General features: G+C 63.0%; 21 protein-coding genes. 12 read left to right on the forward strand and 9 right to left on the reverse strand.

Features of this window, described 5'->3' with window-relative positions; genetic code table 11:
• Positions 1 to 3 precede the first annotated feature (3 nt).
• Positions 4 to 735, reverse strand: coding sequence for a DUF2306 domain-containing protein (locus ACWA1U_RS08025; RefSeq protein WP_463724803.1), 732 nt, complete (start codon positions 733 to 735; stop codon positions 4 to 6).
• A 143-nt stretch (positions 736 to 878) separates the two neighbouring features.
• Entirely contained in the window at positions 879 to 1,439 is a 561-nt protein-coding gene (locus ACWA1U_RS08030; protein WP_463724804.1) for a TetR/AcrR family transcriptional regulator, read from the reverse strand.
• 55 nt (positions 1,440 to 1,494) lie between these two features.
• On the opposite strand from ACWA1U_RS08030, the gene ACWA1U_RS08035 reads away from it, so the two are divergent.
• A complete protein-coding gene (locus ACWA1U_RS08035; protein ID WP_463724805.1) occupies positions 1,495 to 2,634 on the forward strand; it encodes an MFS transporter in 1,140 nt (379 codons plus the stop codon).
• On the opposite strand, the gene ACWA1U_RS08040 is transcribed toward ACWA1U_RS08035, so the two are convergent.
• The 3 genes from ACWA1U_RS08040 to ACWA1U_RS08050 all read right to left on the reverse strand — a co-directional run bounded on the left by ACWA1U_RS08040 (position 2,624) and on the right by ACWA1U_RS08050 (position 5,274).
• Positions 2,624 to 2,935, reverse strand: coding sequence for a hypothetical protein (locus ACWA1U_RS08040; RefSeq protein ID WP_463724806.1), 312 nt, complete (start codon positions 2,933 to 2,935; stop codon positions 2,624 to 2,626). The two genes, ACWA1U_RS08035 and ACWA1U_RS08040, sit on opposite strands and share 11 nt — an antisense overlap.
• Positions 2,936 to 3,114: 179 nt before the next feature.
• A complete protein-coding gene (locus tag ACWA1U_RS08045) occupies positions 3,115 to 4,584 on the reverse strand; it encodes a choice-of-anchor A family protein (protein WP_463724807.1) in 1,470 nt (489 codons plus the stop codon).
• 333 nt (positions 4,585 to 4,917) lie between these two features.
• A complete protein-coding gene (locus tag ACWA1U_RS08050; protein ID WP_463724808.1) occupies positions 4,918 to 5,274 on the reverse strand; it encodes a hypothetical protein in 357 nt (118 codons plus the stop codon).
• A 173-nt stretch (positions 5,275 to 5,447) separates the two neighbouring features.
• Here ACWA1U_RS08050 and ACWA1U_RS08055 point away from each other — a divergent pair, with 173 nt between their 5' ends.
• Positions 5,448 to 5,711 carry a hypothetical protein gene (locus tag ACWA1U_RS08055; RefSeq protein ID WP_463724809.1) on the forward strand — a complete coding sequence of 88 codons (264 nt, stop codon included), beginning with the start codon at positions 5,448 to 5,450 and terminating at the stop codon, positions 5,709 to 5,711.
• A 112-nt stretch (positions 5,712 to 5,823) separates the two neighbouring features.
• Here ACWA1U_RS08055 and ACWA1U_RS08060 read toward each other — a convergent pair whose 3' ends face one another.
• Both ACWA1U_RS08060 and ACWA1U_RS08065 read right to left on the reverse strand, forming a co-directional pair.
• Entirely contained in the window at positions 5,824 to 7,512 is a 1,689-nt protein-coding gene (locus ACWA1U_RS08060) for a metallophosphoesterase family protein (protein ID WP_463724810.1), read from the reverse strand.
• 143 nt (positions 7,513 to 7,655) lie between these two features.
• Positions 7,656 to 8,681, reverse strand: coding sequence for a LacI family DNA-binding transcriptional regulator (locus ACWA1U_RS08065; protein ID WP_463724973.1), 1,026 nt, complete (start codon positions 8,679 to 8,681; stop codon positions 7,656 to 7,658).
• A gap of 215 nt (positions 8,682 to 8,896) precedes the next feature.
• Here ACWA1U_RS08065 and ACWA1U_RS08070 point away from each other — a divergent pair, with 215 nt between their 5' ends.
• The 6 genes from ACWA1U_RS08070 (at position 8,897) to ACWA1U_RS08095 (ending at position 15,196) form a co-directional block, all read left to right on the forward strand.
• A complete protein-coding gene (locus ACWA1U_RS08070; RefSeq protein WP_463724811.1) occupies positions 8,897 to 10,108 on the forward strand; it encodes a Gfo/Idh/MocA family protein in 1,212 nt (403 codons plus the stop codon).
• 29 nt (positions 10,109 to 10,137) lie between these two features.
• On the forward strand, positions 10,138 to 11,358 hold the full coding sequence (locus ACWA1U_RS08075; protein ID WP_463724812.1) for a sugar ABC transporter substrate-binding protein: 1,221 nt from the start codon (positions 10,138 to 10,140) through the stop codon (positions 11,356 to 11,358).
• A gap of 58 nt (positions 11,359 to 11,416) precedes the next feature.
• Positions 11,417 to 12,391, forward strand: coding sequence for a carbohydrate ABC transporter permease (locus tag ACWA1U_RS08080; RefSeq protein WP_463724813.1), 975 nt, complete (start codon positions 11,417 to 11,419; stop codon positions 12,389 to 12,391).
• Positions 12,392 to 12,401: 10 nt separating this feature from the next.
• Positions 12,402 to 13,265 (forward strand): carbohydrate ABC transporter permease, encoded by an 864-nt coding sequence (locus ACWA1U_RS08085; RefSeq protein WP_463724814.1) that lies wholly within the window; start codon positions 12,402 to 12,404, stop codon positions 13,263 to 13,265.
• Between the two features lie 27 nt (positions 13,266 to 13,292).
• Positions 13,293 to 14,069, forward strand: a complete 777-nt coding sequence (locus ACWA1U_RS08090) for a ThuA domain-containing protein (RefSeq protein WP_463724815.1) — start codon at positions 13,293 to 13,295, stop codon at positions 14,067 to 14,069.
• Positions 14,070 to 14,131: 62 nt separating this feature from the next.
• Positions 14,132 to 15,196, forward strand: coding sequence for a Gfo/Idh/MocA family protein (locus tag ACWA1U_RS08095; protein ID WP_463724974.1), 1,065 nt, complete (start codon positions 14,132 to 14,134; stop codon positions 15,194 to 15,196).
• Between the two features lie 107 nt (positions 15,197 to 15,303).
• On the opposite strand, the gene ACWA1U_RS08100 is transcribed toward ACWA1U_RS08095, so the two are convergent.
• The gene (locus tag ACWA1U_RS08100; RefSeq protein WP_463724816.1) at positions 15,304 to 16,173 is read right to left on the reverse strand and encodes a glycoside hydrolase family 26 protein; all 870 of its coding nucleotides are present in this window, start codon (positions 16,171 to 16,173) and stop codon (positions 15,304 to 15,306) included.
• 367 nt (positions 16,174 to 16,540) lie between these two features.
• Between ACWA1U_RS08100 and ACWA1U_RS08105 the strand changes: the two genes are divergently transcribed.
• The 4 genes from ACWA1U_RS08105 (at position 16,541) to ACWA1U_RS08120 (ending at position 17,946) form a co-directional block, all read left to right on the forward strand.
• Positions 16,541 to 16,771, forward strand: a complete 231-nt coding sequence (locus ACWA1U_RS08105) for a hypothetical protein (protein WP_463724817.1) — start codon at positions 16,541 to 16,543, stop codon at positions 16,769 to 16,771.
• Between the two features lie 200 nt (positions 16,772 to 16,971).
• Positions 16,972 to 17,160 carry a hypothetical protein gene (locus tag ACWA1U_RS08110; RefSeq protein WP_463724818.1) on the forward strand — a complete coding sequence of 63 codons (189 nt, stop codon included), beginning with the start codon at positions 16,972 to 16,974 and terminating at the stop codon, positions 17,158 to 17,160.
• A complete protein-coding gene (locus ACWA1U_RS08115; protein WP_463724819.1) occupies positions 17,150 to 17,785 on the forward strand; it encodes a Gfo/Idh/MocA family protein in 636 nt (211 codons plus the stop codon). The genes ACWA1U_RS08110 and ACWA1U_RS08115 overlap by 11 nt, the downstream gene beginning before the upstream one ends.
• Positions 17,767 to 17,946 carry a hypothetical protein gene (locus ACWA1U_RS08120; RefSeq protein WP_463724820.1) on the forward strand — a complete coding sequence of 60 codons (180 nt, stop codon included), beginning with the start codon at positions 17,767 to 17,769 and terminating at the stop codon, positions 17,944 to 17,946. The genes ACWA1U_RS08115 and ACWA1U_RS08120 overlap by 19 nt, the downstream gene beginning before the upstream one ends.
• A gap of 165 nt (positions 17,947 to 18,111) precedes the next feature.
• Here ACWA1U_RS08120 and ACWA1U_RS08125 read toward each other — a convergent pair whose 3' ends face one another.
• Positions 18,112 to 18,510: a 4Fe-4S cluster-binding domain-containing protein gene (locus ACWA1U_RS08125; protein ID WP_463724821.1), complete on the reverse strand. Its 399-nt coding sequence runs from the start codon at positions 18,508 to 18,510 to the stop codon at positions 18,112 to 18,114.
• Between the last annotated feature and the right edge of the window lie 173 nt (positions 18,511 to 18,683).

The raw sequence follows: 18,683 nt of genomic DNA on the forward strand, positions 1-18,683 counted from the left end.
ACATCATACGAGCGGTCCGGCAGCGTCGGATCGACTGGAAGCGCGGGGAGCCACGCGTCGCCGTCGGCGTTGGATCACGTACTCGGCCACTGCAAGGTTGATGACCCACCCGAGGCCCATCAGCACGACGGTTGCCATCATGTCCGGAGCGCCGAAAAGGACCACCCACGGCAGGTTGGTGAGCACCTGCGTTCCGGCGCCGATGCCAATGGCGTACGCCCTGGTCATCCACGCGCTGTGAGCAGGGATGTTCCGGTGCAGAACGGCGATGATGCCCAGTACGATGCTCGCCGCCATTGCCAGCCCGAAGAACAGCCTGAGTACGTTGAGCGTTACGTTGGTGCCGTCGGGGTGGGTATAAAAGAGGGTCATCCACACGCCGGAGAGCGCAGCGAGGAGGCCCAGCGGGGCGAGGAGTCGCCCGGACCGCTGATGCCAGTTCGGCCGCTTGCGGCGCAGGGACGGAACAAACTGGAAGGCTCCGAGGACGCTGTAGATGCTCGCAGCGATGATGTGAATGAGAACAGGGGAGGGCGACGCGAAGAACCGCGCATTCGCCTCGGTGATCTCAGCTCCAGCCATCAGTTCAGTAATGCGCATCGCTCCGGCAAGTACTGGCACAAGGCTGAGGATGATCAGGCCGGTTGGCACCTTCCAGTAGCGCTTCCTGGTGGGCCGGCGCACCTGCGTAGCGGGGCTGCGCGGCGTGGGTTTTGCGGATATTGGAGTGGTCATGAGAGAAGTGTCGCCGCAGATGCGGTGCCGGCTCATCGGGCGAAGGGCCGGAATGTGCTCACTCTTTCGGCGCAGGCACACTGTACTTTCGGTTGATCCCGGCGATGGTTCGCCCGCTTTTTTCGGCGGGTTAGCGTGGCAGCTCAGTCAGTGAACGCACGAACGACGACGACGGCGGTGTCCCGGGCGGCCGCTATCGGGTCGCCGGGGCTGCCGCGCAGGAAGCTCGCAAGCGTGCCGTTGTAGATAAGTAGCATTGCAGCGGCCAGTTGATCTGCCCTCGCACCGGCGAGAGGTCTGGATAGCTCCAGAAGCCGTTCATTCAAGAGCGCAGTGTCCGCGGCAACCAGCTCAGCTGCCGAGTCAACCTCCACAGCGGTGGCCAGGAACGCGCACCACCGGGTGTTCTGCTGTTCGCGGTACAGGTCCAATGCGCTAAAGATCGCGAGTAACCGCCCCTCAGGCGAATCGGCCGCGTCGATCGCGCCGTCCCAGACCGCCCGCCAGGTGTCCAACCGGTGGAGCAGGCTCGCCTCGAGCAGCCCGTCCTTGCTGCCGTAGTGCGCGTAGAGGGTGGCGACGGACACCCCGGCGTGTGAGAGGACGTCGTCAATCCCGGTGCTCGATATGCCTTTGCGGTAGAACAGTTCGTTGGCTGCGTCGAGCAATCGCTCACGCGCTGACCCTCTTGTTTGCGTTCCCATACTCCCAACTATAACCTCGGTTCTAGTATAACGCTGGTTCTAGTTTGGAGATTGGATGCGCACGTTCCTTGTCAGCGCCACAGCGCTCATCGCTGCGACGTACGGCCTGAGCCGGTTCGGGTATGGCCTGTTTGTCCCAGCGTTCGCTGAGTCCTTCGACCTGACGCCCACAGTCACCGGCAGCATCTCGAGCGGCAGCTTTGTCTCCTACTGCTTCGCTGCGGCGACGGCATACCGTCTGGCGGGCGCACCGAAACTCACCGTTGTCCTCGCTGGCAGCGTAGCGGCGATTGGCAGTGCCGGTGTGGCGTTGTCCAGTTCCGCGTCAATGCTGGCGGTGAGCATGCTGGTCGCTGGAGCGGGTGCTGGGTTCGCTTCTCCGGGGTTGGTCGCCTTGGTTCAGGAGCGGGTTCGGCCGCCCGGAGCCGCGCGGGCGCAGGCACTGGTCAACTCCGGCACCGGCTTCGGCGTGGTGGTGGCCGGGCCCCTCGCACTGCTGCTCGCCGACCAATGGCGCACCGCCTGGTGGATCATCGCCGCCACGAACGCCGCGGCGATGATCGCCGTACTTGTCACCGCCGGATCCACACGAACGACGACGTCGGCGCGGCTCACCTTCCAGTTCGCCGAGCTGAAGCCCCTGCGGACGGCAGCGGTCGCAGCGGCGCTCGCCGGTGTTTCCAGCGCCGCGGTGTGGACGTTCGGAAGGTCGCTGGTCACCAGCGAAGGAGGGTTGAGCGAATTCGCCGCGACGATCTTTTGGGTCTGTCTCGGCGCGGCAGGCATAGCGGGTGCTTTCTCGGGGGACTTGGTCACCCGGTGGGGCCTGCGCCGGGCCTGGTCCGCAACGGCGCTGCTGATGGGCCTTGCCACCCTTGTGCTCGGCGTCCTGCCATCGGACGTCTTCGCGGTCTATGCGGGCGGAGCCCTGTTCGGGGCCAGCTACGTGGCACTCAGCGGAGTGCTGATCGCCTGGGCCACCGAGACCTTGCCCGAGCGGGCAGCATCAGGGACGGCAGCGCTGTTCATCACCCTCGCCCTCGGCCAGGCTGCCGGAGCTATGCTGATCGGTGCGCTGCTCGACGCGACCACACCGCTGTTGGCCTTCGTGGCGGCGTCCGCCGTCGCCGTCGTAAGCGTCATTCCGGCGCTGCACGACGCCAGCGACTCTGCAGCGCGTCGCCTCACTTTATGAGGGCGCCAAACCTGTCGTAGCCGAGCGGCGGGAAGCGTTGCCAGGATCCGTCAAAGTGTTCATAGGTCATGCCCATGTTCCCGCTGAACTCATAGCCGGTGTCGATCCGCGGTGGCGGCTTGTAGGCGGGCATTTTTCCACTGGCCCAATGCGCCAGCTCGGTCCCGGTGACGATGGCGTCGTACGCCTCCAGTGCGTACCAGGCCGCTTTGACGTACGGGTTCTTCGTAGCCACCCACTTCGCCCCGTTCCAGGCGATTTTCAGCCCCTTGAAAAAGACCTCCTTAGTCGGCTTCGGCACCTCGGGGCAGCCCTCCTCTCGGCGGTGAAGCAATGGTGCGCCCAGAGGACCTCTGTCCGCAATAGCCTTTCCCCATCTGCTTATGGGAGGGCAAGCAAACGGCCGCCCGGATGACCGGACGGCCGTTCTTTCCACCATTACGTTAGCGGTCTTGTATTCCGCGAGTAGTTTGTGGCTTATCAGTCCACTTGCTTCTTCCGGCGGGACGCAAAGATCAGCAGGCCGCCGAGAGCCAGGACGATCACGCCGATCAATCCGCCCGTAATCAACGTGGCACTGCCTGTGTTGGGTAGGGATGACGGGGAGACAAGTGCGTTCGAAGCCTTCTCGCCATCGTTAGCTTCGCCGTCGGTTCGGGGTTTCTGTTCGGGCGTTGCATCGATAGTGGGGCTTGCTTCTTGGACCGGTGCCGGCTCCAACGTTGGTGTTGTGCTGGGGTCCGATTCCGTTGTTTGGGTTGGATCGGTGTCGGGATTTGATTCGGAGGTCGGCGTTGGTTCCGGTTCCAACGTGGGCGTTGTGTCGGCGCTTGGCTCCGGCTCCGGCTCCGGCTCTGGTTCAGGCTCTGGTTCAGGCTCGGGCGCTGGATCAACCGCAGGTACGCACTCCGGCAGGGTGCCGTTGAATGGGTAGGCGTGGAACTCCTGGCCCTCGCTGACGCCGCCACCGTGAATGATGCTGCCTGCCGTGAAGAAGCGGCCGTTCACTCCGGAACTGGTGACGTTGGCCGTGCTGTTGGGATCGCCGATCAGCGTGCTTCCTTCGAAGGAACCGTAGCCTCCAATCGAGATATTTGTTGCGCTAGGGATGTTCCAGAGGATCCGTTCCCGAAGTTCGGATGGTTCGCCGTAGTTGACGTTGTAAATCCAGTCCGTACCGGCGACCACATTCATCAGCACTGTTGCGCCTGCGGGGATTCCGTCAAAGGCGATTGCAATGGGTTCCCCGGTTGCTGTGGCCACATTACGGTCCACAGTGAACACCTGGAGGGCGGAAGTCCCATCGCCCGTGAAGCGGAGCGTATCGGGGAATTGCGTAACCTCGAGCGTCCCGGTTGCGGGGCGCGGTTCTACCAGGCCGGCGTAGCATTGCGAGGCCGTGGCAAGTTGACCGCCGATGGCTGTATCAGTGGCAAGAAGCCCATTGGGGTAGTCCGTGGGAGTTGGTTCAACCTTCCCGGTGGACGTGCCGGCCACGCGGATGACGCCGTCAGCAGCGCCAATGAGGCTCTGACCACCGGTGACCGTGAGATTCCCGCCTACCCGCAGGTTGTCTGCTCCTGCAGGGGGAGCCACACGCGAACCGACCCCGGCGAGGCCAACGTCGTAGACGGTTGAGCCATTGGGATCCTTGTTCTGTAAGAAATCTCCGCCTACTACAACCAGCCCTTCGGCTTCGGCAGCGCTGTCGATGACGGTGTAATTTCCACCCGCGTATACGTTGATGGCGGCGTCACGGTGGGTGATCGGACCATTATTTGGTTCGGGATAGGTGGTTGGGCATTCCGCCCCGACACAGGGCCCTGGCCCGGCGGAAGGAGTTTCCGCGGTGGCTGGAGGGGTGGCAATCAAACCCGCAAGCAGCAGTAACCCGGTGAGTCCAGCGCCCGCTTTGGGCATAAATTTGCGCGTACTTTGAGCGTCGTTCATTGAGACCTAATCGTCAGAAGTGGGGTGATGCGATTTCGGGTCTGGCCGCACGCGTGGCGGGGGAGGGCAGACCGTCAGGCATAGACGGCATTATCGTCTTTCCTCTGTTCCACAATATGGAAACTATTTCTTGCCTAATGAAAGAATATGGAGCGTTTGGAGGTCAGTCAAACGCCCTGGCTATGAAGCGAAGCCGGTGGCGCCGCAGCACTGGCCCGTAAGCGCAGGATGCTCACATCCCTGCCTGAAACCGAACTCTGGAGCATGACGAAGATCACAACTCCAATCCATGCGCTCGGCGGGTTGAACGCGAGCTAAGCGCAGCTAATGCGCTTAGCGCCAGAACACCGCGACCACGATGTTGAGCAGGGTCAGTCCACCGAGCACTCCGAGAATCGCGGACGGCACGGCGTCCTTCTTCCGGTTGATGAAGGCCAGTACGACGACGGCGATCATCACCAGGAGCTTGAGTCCAATCTTGATGTGGTTGAGGTCCGCAAGGTCGGCTGCTTCGATGACGCCGACCAGTGCCAGTCCCGTCGCCAGCTGTAGCCAGGCTCCGTGCATGATGCCAGCTGTAACCACAGCGCCGCCGGATCGCATGCTGCGGATCTGGGCCATCACCCCGCCGAGGATGGCGGCAAGTCCAATGAAGTGCAGGACGAGAAGCAGGTTGCGGAGGAATTCCATCCGGATAGTTTAGATGGGCGAGGGGCGCGCCGAGGCTTGTGGAGCTTCTGTTTTCAGCCCGAGCGGGTGGTGAAGGACCAGTCCCGCTGGATAGGCACTACTACCCATGGCCCCCGCGGTACCCCTCTGGATAAAGTGTCAAAGACTCGACACAACAACCAGGGGGAAACACAATGAAGCTCGCAACTAAGGTCTCGGCGGCTGTAGCGCTGGCAGGCGGCATACTTTTGGGCGCGGGTGTGCCGGCGAACGCCGCGCCGATCTGTTGCTGGACCATTACCAACGCTTCGTCGACATATTCGGGGTGTATGGCATCGCTCAAGAAGGAATTGCATAGCATCAATGCGCATCCCCAGACGCAGGTCCACTCCTATAAGTCGTGCTTCCGCGACGGCTCGTGGTACAGGTACGCCATCCGGTACATCTACAACATCTGAGCTGGCACCGCCATAACGATGAAGGAGTCCGCTTCTGAGCGGTCTCCTTCATCGCTTTCCAAGGAGGTGGAGGGGCGGCACCAAACGGTGCCGCCCCTCCCATGAAGTTGAGTTACTTCGTGAGCGGGTTCGGGATCGTGACGGAACGGACGACGTCGTTTGTGTTGTTGGTGCCGTTGGCTCCGGGAATGCCGAAGTCGCGTGCGTCGATGACCATGCGGTCAGGGAAGACGTCGATGGTCAGGCCGCGGTTGATGTCGCGGGTGACAATCTCGGTGATGCCTTCGGTGTTCTCGCCGCGGGCATCCCATTCGACCTGGATGGCGCCGGTGTTGACGGCCCAGAAGCCGTCAGGGTGGCCGCCGTCGGTGCGGCGCTGGGCGGCCCAGTCGCCGAGTTCGAACGGGTAGTGCGTGTGCCCGTTGAGCATCACGGCGTTGGGGTAGTTGCCGAGGATGTTGGTGAGCAGGTCATTGTGTTCGTAGTGCTCGTGGTACCAGGGGATCCAGGATGCGGAGGTGGTGTCGCCCAGCGGGAAGTGGGAGATGACCAGGATCTGCTTGTCCTGTTTGGTCCAGTACGCCAGGCGCTCCTTGAACCAGGCGATCTGCTCGGCGGACATCGGTACTTCCGGCGGGCGTGACTCTTCCTGCCCGAGGACCAACACGGGCACGTCGCCACCGTTGCCTTCGAGGACATACTCGTCCCAGACGCGATCGCGCTCGGCGAAGGTCAGGAAGCGGTCGCGGAGCACTTCCCACGGCTCTGACGTGTAGCTCTCGTGGTTGCCGATCGCTGCGGCGACGGTGTCGGGAAGAACTGCTTCGGCGTCGTCCATCACGGTGTAAATGTCCTGCCACTGTGCTTCGGTGCCGGAGGAGACGATGTCGCCGACCATCAGCAGGCCCGCGGCGTCGGGACGCACGGCGTCCAGGTCGGTGAAGGCGTGGGCGAGGTCGCGTGGGTGGCCCTGGATGTCGCTGACCACCCAAGCGCTGGTCGGCTCGGCTGCTGCGGGGAGGACCTCGCGGATGGAGACGGAGTCGATGGCCCAGTACCAGCTGTTGGCTTCGGCCTCGAAGTTCCAGCGGAAGGTAGCGTTCTTGGCGCCTTTCGGTACGTCGACGGTGACGGTTTCGTTGGCGTTGAGGACCGCGCCGTCGTAGTTGTTGGTCACCGAGGTGCTGTCGTAGCTGAGGATTTCGGTCTGCTCACCGGATCCGTCGAACTCGACGGTCACGGTTGCCGATTGGCCTGCCCAGCCGCGGTAGTGCGAGTCGAAGCTGAGCTCGACGGCGGTCTGGTCCTTCACCTTGATGCCTTCGGAGACCAGGCTGGTGCTGAAGTCGTGGGCGGCGTTGTTGCGGTCGGCGAACTCGTCGGAGTCAGCGACGGCCATGATGTTGTCTGCGCGAGCGAAGCGGTTGCGCATCTGGTCTTCGGCGTCCACCCAGAATTCGCGGGTGGTGAAGGACCAGCCACGCCATTCATCCACTCCGATGTTGGCCACCGACTCGTCGTTCTCGACGCTCCAGCCCTTGGGGGCGGTGTGCGTGAATCCGACGGTCCCGTCGACGATGTTCGGGTCGCTTGAACGAGGCTCAAGGTTCTTCGCAAGGTCGTTGAAGCTTTGGCGGTACAGGACGTCATCGGTGGACCGGGTATTGACCGGCTTGGTCTTACCGGCGCGGTCTTCGGGTGCCGCTGTGGCGATGGGGGTGGTGCCGAGGGTCAGCGGTACGACGACGGCGAGCGCCAGTGCGCTGGCCAGTGCACGCTTGCGGGGGTTGGTCCCGAGCATGGAGGTGCCTCTCGTGCGAGTGAAATGGACACCCCCGACGCTATGCATCGAGCCGTAATTGCAGACGCCGGAATGGGTACGCGGGGTTGAACGGGGGCCTAAGCGCAGGCGAACTCGCTTAGCGCCAGAACGCCGCGAACAGATTAAGGCGTTGGATTCCCGCGGCTGGAGACCGGGCCCGTCGACTTCCCGCCTTCGAGAGTGCACATCACCAGTTCCTGGCGGAGTTCGGACGTTCGGTCCTCCAGTTGGTCGATCAGCGCTTCCACGCCCATCCGGCCAAGCTCAACACTGGGGGAGGACATCACTGTCAGCTCGGGGTCCGCCATGGCAGCCATTTCCGCGGATGAACCCACTGACAGCACCGACATGTGCCGCGGTATATCGATCCCCGCGTGACGTAATCCGCTGACAAAGCCAGTAGCTGCGAGCTCGTTCTGGATGATGACCGCGGTGGTGGAGGGGAACTGTCGAAGCAGTTCCGCGGCCGCCGCCTTGCCGGCAGCAGGTGCGGCCTCGCAGGTGAACGCGGTTGGCGTCAGTTGTTGCCTGCGCATCTCGGCGTCGAAGCTCCGCCGCGATCGTCCAACGGGACCGAATTCCTCCAGGCTGCGGCTTCCGACGGCGTCGTCCAGCAAGGTGATGTGCTTATGCCCCAAAGCGGTGAGGTGCCTGACCGCCTCCACGAGTGTGTCTTCGAAGTTGATGTCCACGTAGGTCAGCGCCTCCGGTTCGCGGGTGCGGCCGATCAGGGCGAATGGGGTTCCCGAAGCCAGCAATTCATCGACGCGCGGATCTTCGAGCGGCACCTCCATGAGGATGACGCCGTCAACCAGGCCGCTTGAGGTGAGGTCCGTCGTCTGCCCCGGCTCATTGCTGATGGGCCACAGCACCAGGTTGTAGCCGCTCTCCCTGGCCGCGGCCGCAGCGCTGGTGAAGAACTGGACCACCGTGCCGCTGAAGGAGTGCTGCAGGGCGGGAAAGAGCAGGGCGATGATCCTGGTGCGTTTACCTGCCAACGCCCGGCCCACAATGTTCCGGCGAAAGCCCAGTTCGCGCATTGCGGCCTCGACCTTGGCCCGCGTTGCGGGGGCCACCGGCTTGGTGTTGTTGATGGTGAAGGACACCGTGGTGATTGACACGTTCGCGTGCCTCGCAACGTCCTGCATGGTAACCACGAAAGACCGTCCTCCAATCAGCATCGAGTACCACCAGAGCCGCCTGCTGGACTCTGTGACCACCTAAGTAAAGCGTTTAAATAAATCCTTGACAAGCCCTTGTGTAACCCAGCACACTCGATTCAGACAATCCGGTAAAGCGTTTTACCGGACGACCAAACAACCTCCCGCAGACCGCACAATTTCAATGACGAAGGAGTTGCTCCATGCCGCCACCTCTGAGAGTCGCACTCATTGGCTACTCGTTCATGGGCGCTATCCACGCCCATGCCTGGACCACCGCGCCCAGGTTCTTCGACCTTGGCGCGGCACCGCAGATCAGCCTGGTCAGCGGCCGGAACGGCGACGCCGCGGGAGAATTCGCGGCCAAGTTCGGCATACCGCGGGTCGAGACGGACTGGCGTAAGGCGGTGAATGACCCTGACATCGACGTCGTCGACATCTGCACTCCGGGTAATCTCCACGCTCCCATCGCCATCGCGGCGCTCAACGCCGGCAAGCACGTTCTCTGCGAGAAGCCACTCGCCAACACGCTCGACGAAGCCCAGGCCATGACCGACGCCGCCGAACAGGGTGCCGTCCACGGAGCCAAGTCCATGGTGGGATTCAGCTATCGCCGCACGCCGGCGCTGGCCTACGCCAAACAGCTGGTCGAGGATGGCCGCATCGGCACTATCCGCCACATCCGCGCCGCCTACCTCCAGGACTGGATCACTGACGAGAACTTTCCCCTCGTGTGGCGCCTGGACCGCGAGCAGGCCGGCTCCGGCGCGCTGGGTGACATTGGCGCCCATATCCTCGACCTAGCCCAACACCTCACCGGCCACACGATCACCGGCGTCAGCGCACTTACCGAGACGTTCGTGCCCACGCGGCCGCTGCCGTCGTCGTCCTCTGGACTCAGCGCCCAGAGCGCCAGCGGGGCAGCGAACGACGACGCCGCACTCCCACGCGGCGAGGTCACCGTCGACGACGCCGCAGTTGTGCTTGCCAGGACCGACGGCGGCGCGCTGGCCACCTTCGAAGCAACCCGGTTTGCGACCGGACGTAAAAACGCGCTGCGCATCGAGGTCAACGGATCCAGGGGCTCATTAGCCTTCGACTTTGAGAACCTCAACGAGCTCGAGTTCTACGACAATACCCAGCCGGCTGCATCGGAAGGGTTCAGGCGCATCCTCGTGACCGAACCCGAGCACCCCTACGCCGGCGCGTGGTGGCCGCCCGGACACGGGCTGGGTTATGAGTCCACTTTCATCCACCAGATTGCCGACTTTATCCGGTGCATTGCCACTGGCAAGGCACCGGAGCCATCGTTCCGCGACGGACTGCAGGTCCAGCAGCTCCTCGCGGCCGTCGAAGCCAGCGCCGCACAGAACGCGGCCTGGCACAGCATTCCATCCCTCACCCCCGTCCAGTAACAGCTCATCCTGCAAGGCAAAGGAGCCCCATGAAAACCCGGAAATTGACCACCCTGGCCGCAATGACCGCCGTCGCACCGCTTGTCCTCACGGCCTGTGGGGGAGGCGGAGGTGCAAGCACCAGCGGTGAAGTGGACACACTCACCGTCGTCGATTACTACAACAACGAACCGGACAGCACCCTGATTCAGGAAGCCATCGACCGCTGCGCAACCGAGCTGGATGTCACCATCGAGCGTGAGACGGTTCCGGGCAAGGACCTGATCCAGAAGGTGCTGCAGCGAGCGTCGTCGCAGACCCTGCCGGATGTCCTCATGCTCGACAATCCCGACGTCCAGGAGATCGCCGCGACGGGCGGCCTGTCACCGCTGAGCCAGTACGACGTCGACACAGCCGGTTTTGCGCAGGGAATGCTGGAAGCTGCCACGTACGAGGGCGAGGTCTACGGACTCGCCCCCACCGCCAACACCATCGGCATCTTTTACAACACGGAGCTGCTTGAGGCTGCCGGCGTCGAACCGCCCACCACCTGGGAAGAACTGAAGGCCGCCGCGGAGAAGCTGACCGAGGGCGACACCTACGGCATGGCGTTCTCGGCCATCGCCACCTATGAGGGCAGCTGGCAGTTCCTGCCGTTCATGTGGTCCAACGGCGGCGAGGAGACTGACCTCACCAGCCCCGAGGTCGCCGAGGGCCTGGCCCTGTGGAAGGACCTCGTTGACAGCGGGTCGGCGTCGAGCTCGGTGATCAACTGGTCGCAGGCTGATGTGAAGGACCAGTTCCTCGCGGGCAAGGCGGCCATGATGGTCAACGGTCCGTGGCAGATCCCTGCCCTCCAGGAGAACCCGGACGTGTTGTGGGATTCCGTGCAGATCCCCGTCAACGAAGAGGGCCAGACGTCCATCGCCCCGCTTGGCGGCGAGGTGTGGACCGTCCCGGTCACCGGTGACGACGCCAAGCAGGCAAAGTCCGCGGAGTTCGTCGAGTGCATGAGCAATGACGAGAACCAGCTTGCGCTCGCCGAAGCCCGCTACACCGTCCCCACCAAGACTGCGCTGGCCGAAGAGTACGTGGCCAAGGTCCCCGAGATGGAGACCTTCACCGAGCAGGTTGCCAACGCCCGCTCGCGCACCGGTCAGCTCGGCGAGGAGTGGCCGGAAGCCGCCACCGTCATCTACAACGCCATCCAGCTCGCCCTGACCGGCAAGGCTGAACCGGCTGAAGCTTTCGAGCAAGCTTCCGCCGGATAGGGCTGGCGCCAGCGATGTACAGCCAATATCCCGATCGACGCCGGAAAGGTCACCTCTGATGTCACGGAGCAGCACCGCGCAGGCGGGAACACAACCGACGACGACGGCGGACGCCTCGCCCGCGAAGGCCGCACCTCCCAGCCGCGCACCGCGGAAGTTGTCGCGCGAAGCCGTTACGCGACTGCTCTTCGTGGCGCCGGCAGCGCTCTACCTCCTGCTGTTCTTCGGCTACCCGGTGGTCAAGAACATCACCATGAGCCTGCAGGAGTACACCACCAAGACCTTCTTCACGGGGGAGGCGCCGTGGGTGGGCCTGGCGAATTACCAGACGGTGTTGAACAGCAACCTGTTCTGGCCTTCAATGGCCAACACGGCGTTGTTCACCATCGGGTCGATTGCCGGGCAGTTCATCATCGGACTGGCGCTGGCGTGCTACTTCAAGCGGCGCTTCCCGTTGAGCGGCTTCCTGCGTTCGATGCTGCTGCTGCCATGGTTGCTGCCGCTGATCGTCTCGAGTGCCACGTGGCGCTCGATCCTCGACCAGGATTCCGGGGTCCTCAACCGGTTCCTCGGCACCTTTGGGCTCGATGCGGTGCCGTGGCTGACCAGCCCGTCGGTGGCGTTGATCGCCGTCGTAATGGTGAACATCTGGGTGGGCATCCCGTTCAACGTGACCATCCTCTATGGGGGTCTGCAGGACATCCCGGATGAGCTGTATGAGGCGGGCGCGCTGGACGGTGCAACCGGGTGGAAGGCGTTCTGGAACATCACGCTGCCCAACCTGAAGCCGGTGATCAGTGTGGTTCTGGTGCTCGGCGTTGTCTACACCATCAAGGTGCTGGACATCATCCTGGGCTTGACCAACGGCGGGCCGGCGAATGCCACGCAAACGCTGTCCATCCGGTCCTACCAGGAGTCCTTCATCAACTTCGAGTTCGGGGTGGGCGCTGCGTTCAGCAACATCCTGATCCTGATTTCGCTCGTGTTCGCCGTCATCTACCTCCGCGCCAACCGGCGCGCAGTCGACGAGTAAGGGGACAGCCGTGACTACTGTGGAAACCGCCGTCGTACCCGCTCCTGCACCGCGGAATGCGGGCAGGCAACGCACCCGTTCCGCCGGCTACACCGCGCTGGGGATCGTTTTCCTGGCCGTGATGCTGTTCCCCGTCTACTGGATGGTGAACGCGTCGCTGCAGCCCTCGGGGAACACGCTGACCGCGAGCTTCTTCCCGTGGAACCCGAGCTTCGAAGGTTATGCCCGGGCTATCACGGAGCAGGGGCCAAACCTGGTGACCAGCCTGATCGTCTCGCTCGGCACCGTGGTGTTCAGCCTGCTGGTTGCGGCACCGGCGGCGTACGCGCTGGCGCAGTTCCGGTTCCGCTGGGTGAACATCGCGCTGCTGGCGATCCTGATTTCGCAGATGATCCCCGGGATCGTGATCGCGAATGCGCTGTACGCCGCGTACAACGACCTCGGGCTGCTCAACAGCATCCCCGGGCTGATCCTCGCTGACGCTACGCACGCCATCCCGTTTGTCATCCTCATCATGCGGGCGTTCATGATCGGCATTCCGACGTCGATCGTGGAGGCAGCACGGGTGGATGGAGCCGGGCTGGTGAGGGCGTTCGTGTCGATTGTGCTGCCGATCAGCCGGAACTCACTCATCACGGCGGGCCTGTTCGCGTTCCTGTTCTCCTGGAGCGACTTCCTGTTCGCGTTGACACTCACCACCACCGAGGAGGTGCGGCCGGTGACCCTGGGCATCTACCAGTACCTGGGCACTCAGGTGTCCAACTGGAGTGCCGTCATGGCCACTGCCGTCCTGTCCTCCCTGCCGGCGATCGTGCTGTTGATCCTGGCCCAGAAATACATTGCGGCCGGTGCCACCGGCGGGGCCGTGAAATAACGCTTCCAACTGAAAGAGAGATACACCATGACTACTTCTGACACCCTGCGCGTCCTCGTCTGGGGCGAGAACCGCCACGAGCAGGTACAGCCCGAAGTCCGCGCCATCTACCCCGACGGCATGCACAACACCATCCGTGAAGGGATCGAGGAGAACCTCGGCTCCCGGGCTGTCGTCAGCACCGCGACACTCGATGATCCCGAGCACGGCCTCACCGAAGAGGTCCTGAAGAACACCGACGTGCTGGTGTGGTGGGGCCACGCTGCGCACGGGGAGGTGGCGGATAGCGTCGTCGAGCGCGTCCACCGGCACGTGCTGGCAGGCATGGGGTTGCTGGTGCTGCACTCGGGCCACTGGTCGAAGATCTTCGGGAAGCTGATGGGTACCTCCTGCACACTGCGGTGGCGGTCCGAGAGGGACCGCGAGATCGTGTGGACCGTGAACCCTGCACACCCGATTGCGCAGGGTGTGCCGCACCCGTTCATCATCCCCGAGCAGGAGATGTACGGGGAATTCTTCGACATTCCCGCGCCGGATGAGCTGATCTTCCTCAGCACGTTCAGCGGGGGAGAGGTGTTCCGCAGCGGCTGCACGTTCAAGCGCGGGTTCGGGAAGATCTTCTTCTTCAGCCCGGGGGACCAGGACTATCCGGTCTACCACCACAAGGACGTGCGCCGCGTAATCTCCAACGGCGTCGAGTGGGCCAGGACGCTGCGGCCCGAACGCACCGACCCGGTGCTGCTCCGCTACGAGACCGAGGACTTCTACACCGGCCACGGCTACCAGGGGGCGATGAGCAGTTGATCACCTTCAAGACCGTTGAGGCCGCCGGGCCGCTGCGCGTGGTGCAGGTCGGTGCCGGTGGAATGGGCAAGGCGTGGATCAAGACACTTCAAGCGAACGACGACGTCGAGCTGGTCGGTCTCGTGGACCTCAACCTCGAGACCGCGCAGGCTGTGGTGGAGGAGTTCGGGCTCTCAGTGGGGCTTGGGACTTCCGTGTCCGAGGTCGCGGCTGCTTCTGGGGCTCACGCCGTCGTGAATGTGACGGTTCCGGCTGCGCATCATCCGGTGAATGTGGAGGCGATGTTCGCGGGGTTGCCGGTGCTGTGTGAGAAGCCGGTGGCGCCGACGGTGGCGGAGGGCCTGTCTTTGGCGGCTGCGGCGGAGGTGAGCGGGCAGTTGCTGATGATCAGCCAGTCGCGCCGGTATTTCCAGGGGCTGACGCAGCTGAAGGCTTTGACTGCTGAGTTGGGTGATATTGGTGTGGTGACGACCGAGTTCTTCAAGGCCCCGCACTTCGGTGGGTTCCGGGAGGAGATGGCGCATGTGCTGTTGGTGGACATGGCGATCCACCAGTTTGATGCGGTGCGGTTCCTGCTGGATCAGGATCCGGTGTCGGTGTATTGCGAGGAGTTCAATCCGTCGTGGAGTTGGTACAGCGGCGCTGCTGCCGCAACCGCGGTGTTCCAGCTGAGCGGCGGCACCCGGTACGTGTATACGGGGAGCTGGTGTGCGGACGGGTTGGAGACGTCGTGGAACGGTTCGTGGCGGGTGAACGGTGCCGGGGGGACTGTGGCGTGGGATGGTGCGGGTTCGCCGGTCGCCGAGATGGTGTCCGGTGCTGCTTCGGTTCCATCTGTTTCTCATGAAGAGGAGATTGCCGGGGCGCTGGCGGAGTTTGTGTCGGCGTTGCGGTCCGGTGAGGTGCCGTCGGGTGAAGTGCATTCAAACGTGTTGAGCCTGGCGATGGTGGAGGCAGCGGTGCAGTCGGCGTCGACGGGTCAGCGGGTGCTCATCGATGACGTAGTGGAAGAGGCGTACCGGGTTGCTGTGGCGTCGGAGCGGCGAGCCGATGTGCGGGCAGCACTGGAGGGTTGGGGTTCGGCAGTAGGCCATATCGGAAAGAGGGTCACAGCCCGCGCTTTTTAGGCAGCCTCATCAAATAAAAATGGACCTCTTTCAGGTGTGGCAGAGGCGGTGCGCCACGGGGGAAGCGCACCGCCTCAATCCGTCAGTTGACTGACGGACGTATTCGATCAGGTCGGCAGCCGTCCCTGGAGGTAAGGGTTGGCGATCATGTCGCGGTATCCCTGCAAGGATGCCGGGGTGGAGCGGATGTTGTAGGCTCCCCCGTATTCGGTGTTGTCCCGGTGGAACGCCACTATGCCGCTGATCTTCGGCATGTAGTTGCGCATGTGATCCGGTGCGGACCGCCACCATTCAGGCTTCCACGTAGCCTGATCCCCGGTGCCTTCTCTGGTGCCGGTCTCGAAGATCACGAACGGCTTACCTGGAGCGAGGACGCCAGTGATGTGGTCGTAGGGGCGCTTGAACAGGTCATAGAACCAACTCCATGGCCGAGGGTTCCACGCGGCCACGTTGTAGCCGTCCAGCCCGGTCCACGCTACGTACGTGCTGCCCGGGTAGGAGGCGGCGTTTGCGGTGTTGGATGCGGCGTTGGTGGGGCACCACCCAAACTGGACATTAGTCGCACCCTCAGCGCGGACAAGGTTCACAACCCGTTGGTACGCCCGCCGGTAGGTGTCGTTTGTGTTCCCGAGGTAGCCGATACCCCACGGATAGTTCCTCGTATCCTGCTCGTGCATCAACCGGACCAACAGCGGGCGCCCATACGCTTTTGCCTGTTGTGCCCACCCACGAATATAAGAGTCATGATGCCCGGCGAGAATTTCCGCATTGTTGTAGGCGGACTGATCCCACCCCCGACTCCAGTCGTAGGGCTCCCACGTAATGATGGGCTGTAAATTACGGCGGGCGATGTTGTCGAGAATTGCTGTCGGAAAGTCCCTATACCCAGCGTTGCCCCACGGAACATAGAAATGGACGATGGTAGGCCAACGGCCAGTCAGGTTGGCAAACTGGTCTATCGCCTGCCCGCTATCCATCTCATATAAGGACTGGAAATATGCGCCGTGCGCCACGCCTGAAGCTGTGGGTGCCGGGGGCAACGCCAACGGGGTGGGTGATGGACTGTGCCTCGGCTTTTTAGCCTGTGCCGCTGAGGGTGTCATGGCTAGCGCTGCTCCGCCTAGCGCTCCGAGCTTGAGGGCGTTTCTCCGTGTGTAATTCAATTGCTCTCTAATCTTCATGGAATCCGTCGGTTGACTGAGGGGTGTTCTGGGTTGTCGACCGACGGCTCGGTGATGGTGATAAAAAACTTGCAGGTATCAGCCTTACCGTCGGTGATCGCGTTACCGAGGACCGACGCGCCACGCACAGTGGATAATCGTCGCCGTCAGGACGCAGGCGTTCATGCTCTCGCTCCGAATGGGCGAGCACTGCCCCGTCGAAGAACTCGTGTTCCTCATTGAGTTTGGGAACAAGCTTGAGGAGTTTGGTGTGCCGCTGGTGGTCGCCGGCCGGTCGGAGGAGAAGGTCGAAGGTACGGCCCGCATCACCTGGCCGGGAGCGGGTATCAACCAACTGACCCCTCACGTTGCCCGCCCACCCGGGCCATGCCTTCGCGCCGCTGTTGCTTCGTGAAGCACCGAACTGGATCGCGGCTTCGGACATCACGTGACGTGATGATCGCCGGCGTAATTCCAAGCCCCAGCAGGATCAGACCGGGAAGAGCGGCGGCCGTCAGCACTTGCTGACCGAGGGACAGAAAATCGTCCGATGCTGCGGAGACTCCGGAAGCACCGGAGACCGGCGCCGACGACGAAGTCGAGCTGGTCGGTCTCGTGGACCTCAATCTCGACACCGCGCAAGCTGTGGTGGAGGAGTTTGGGCTATCCGTGGGGCTTGGGACTTCCGTGTCCGAGGTTGCGGCTGCAACCGGTGCTCACGCCGTGGTGAATGTGACGGTGCCGGCGGCGCATCATCCGGTGAATGTGGAGGCGATGTTCGCCGGGGTTGCCGATGTTGTGTGAGAAGCCGGTGGCGCCGACCGTTGCCGAGGGCTTGTCGCTCGCTGCTGCGGCGGAGGTGAGTGGGCAGCTGTTGATGATCAGCCAGTCGCGCCGGTACTTCCAGGGCCTGACCCAGCTGAAGGGGTTGACTTCATCGTTGGGTGACATCGGTGTGGTGACGACTAAGTTTTTCAAGGCTCCGCACTTCGGTGGGTTCCGTGAGGAGATGGCGCATGTGCTGCTGGTGGATATGGCGATCCACCAGTTTGATGCGGTGCGGTTTCTGCTGGATCAGGATCCGGTGTCGGTGTATTGCGAGGAGTTCAATCCGTCGTGGAGCTGGTACGACGGCGCTGCTGCCGCCACTGCAGTCTTCCAGCTGAGCGGCGGCACCCGGTACGTGTACACGGGGAGCTGGTGTGCGGACGGGTTGGAGACGTCGTGGAACGGGTCGTGGCGGGTGAACGGTGCCGGTGGTACAGCCGCCTGGGACGGTGTCGGCACACCGGTTGCCGAGCTGGTGTCCGGGGCTGCGTCGGTTCCGCCGGTGTCGCATGAGGAGGAGATCGCCGGGGCATTGGTGGAGTTTGTGTCGGTTTACGGTTCGGCGAGGTGCCGTCCGGTGAGATGCACTCGAATGTATTGAGCCTGGCGATGGTCGAGGCGGCGGTGCAGTCGGCGTCGACCGGCCACCGGGTGTTGATCGACGACGTTATGAAGGACGCGTACCGGGTTGCTGTGGCGTCGGAGCGGCGTGCAGATGTGCGGGCGGCGTTGGAGTCGTGGGGTTCGGCGCGGACCAAGTAGGGGAGCGGGCCAAAGCAAAGCCTCAAACGTGAGCCTAAGGAAAAGAGCGGCACCTGTCTTATGCTGCCCAGACTAGAGAACGGAAGCCACTAGGCGCCTAGCGCTATCAGGATCGGTCAGTCCCATGTGGCAGCAGCGAGCGTGGGAAACGCGCAGCAATCGCGGTCAACCTTTAGAACGGCGAGTGTTGGCTCCGCGGGCGAGAGAGCTCAACTCTTTCGACTTGAGAAATCCAGCCAGTTCAACATGCCCGTCGGAAAGAACGCGAACGTCTAAGCGATTTAGTGCGGTCTCAGGTTTATACGACGTGTACCTTGCTGTGAGGTGGATGAACTGCTGATTGGTTGATCCGACTAGCGATCTTCTGCTCTCTGGCAGACCAGCGACGTAGGGGCCGTCGACGAGAAGATCCGTGGCACTGAGCAGGGATCGTGCTTCATCATCCCTTGTCATTAGTTCCTGGTAGCCATATCCGGTGAAAGTGATGACACCTAATCCAGCAGCTTGAGCCGCACGCGCTAGCGCGGCGCAAGGGCCTGGTTGATCGAATGGTTCACCGCCCATACGGGATGAGCAACGCGCCCCGCTCGGCGGCTTGCTCCGCGGAGGCCAGGTTGAGTTCTTCGCCGCCCTTCGAGCAGTAGTTCCATCCCGCCGGGAGTCTGGGCTCGGCCTCTTGTCACACGATGTCCTGTGCTTAGGCTGCCGCAACGAAATCGGCAAAAGCCTAGTCAACC

It is taken from the genome of Arthrobacter sp. TRD_SC_6 (genome assembly GCF_055361185.1).

Bases quoted from the DNA above. Each gene is read 5' to 3' on its own strand.
- ACWA1U_RS08080 (WP_463724813.1), top strand. From the start codon at position 11,417: ATGTCACGGAGCAGCACCGCGCAGGCGGGAACACAACCGACGACGACG.
- ACWA1U_RS08100 (WP_463724816.1), bottom strand. From the start codon at position 16,173: ATGGATAGCGGGCAGGCGATAGACCAGTTTGCCAACCTGACTGGCCGT.
- ACWA1U_RS08065 (WP_463724973.1), bottom strand. From the start codon at position 8,681: ATGCAGGACGTTGCGAGGCACGCGAACGTGTCAATCACCACGGTGTCC.
- ACWA1U_RS08115 (WP_463724819.1), top strand. From the start codon at position 17,150: ATGTTGTGTGAGAAGCCGGTGGCGCCGACCGTTGCCGAGGGCTTGTCG.
- ACWA1U_RS08050 (WP_463724808.1), bottom strand. From the start codon at position 5,274: ATGGAATTCCTCCGCAACCTGCTTCTCGTCCTGCACTTCATTGGACTT.
- ACWA1U_RS08095 (WP_463724974.1), top strand. From the start codon at position 14,132: ATGGGCAAGGCGTGGATCAAGACACTTCAAGCGAACGACGACGTCGAG.
- ACWA1U_RS08035 (WP_463724805.1), top strand. From the start codon at position 1,495: ATGCGCACGTTCCTTGTCAGCGCCACAGCGCTCATCGCTGCGACGTAC.
- ACWA1U_RS08105 (WP_463724817.1), top strand. From the start codon at position 16,541: ATGCTCTCGCTCCGAATGGGCGAGCACTGCCCCGTCGAAGAACTCGTG.
- ACWA1U_RS08125 (WP_463724821.1), bottom strand. From the start codon at position 18,510: ATGGGCGGTGAACCATTCGATCAACCAGGCCCTTGCGCCGCGCTAGCG.
- ACWA1U_RS08090 (WP_463724815.1), top strand. From the start codon at position 13,293: ATGACTACTTCTGACACCCTGCGCGTCCTCGTCTGGGGCGAGAACCGC.
- ACWA1U_RS08030 (WP_463724804.1), bottom strand. From the start codon at position 1,439: ATGGGAACGCAAACAAGAGGGTCAGCGCGTGAGCGATTGCTCGACGCA.
- ACWA1U_RS08060 (WP_463724810.1), bottom strand. From the start codon at position 7,512: ATGCTCGGGACCAACCCCCGCAAGCGTGCACTGGCCAGCGCACTGGCG.
- ACWA1U_RS08055 (WP_463724809.1), top strand. From the start codon at position 5,448: ATGAAGCTCGCAACTAAGGTCTCGGCGGCTGTAGCGCTGGCAGGCGGC.
- ACWA1U_RS08120 (WP_463724820.1), top strand. From the start codon at position 17,767: ATGCACTCGAATGTATTGAGCCTGGCGATGGTCGAGGCGGCGGTGCAG.
- ACWA1U_RS08075 (WP_463724812.1), top strand. From the start codon at position 10,138: ATGAAAACCCGGAAATTGACCACCCTGGCCGCAATGACCGCCGTCGCA.
- ACWA1U_RS08045 (WP_463724807.1), bottom strand. From the start codon at position 4,584: ATGAACGACGCTCAAAGTACGCGCAAATTTATGCCCAAAGCGGGCGCT.
- ACWA1U_RS08025 (WP_463724803.1), bottom strand. From the start codon at position 735: ATGACCACTCCAATATCCGCAAAACCCACGCCGCGCAGCCCCGCTACG.
- ACWA1U_RS08070 (WP_463724811.1), top strand. From the start codon at position 8,897: ATGCCGCCACCTCTGAGAGTCGCACTCATTGGCTACTCGTTCATGGGC.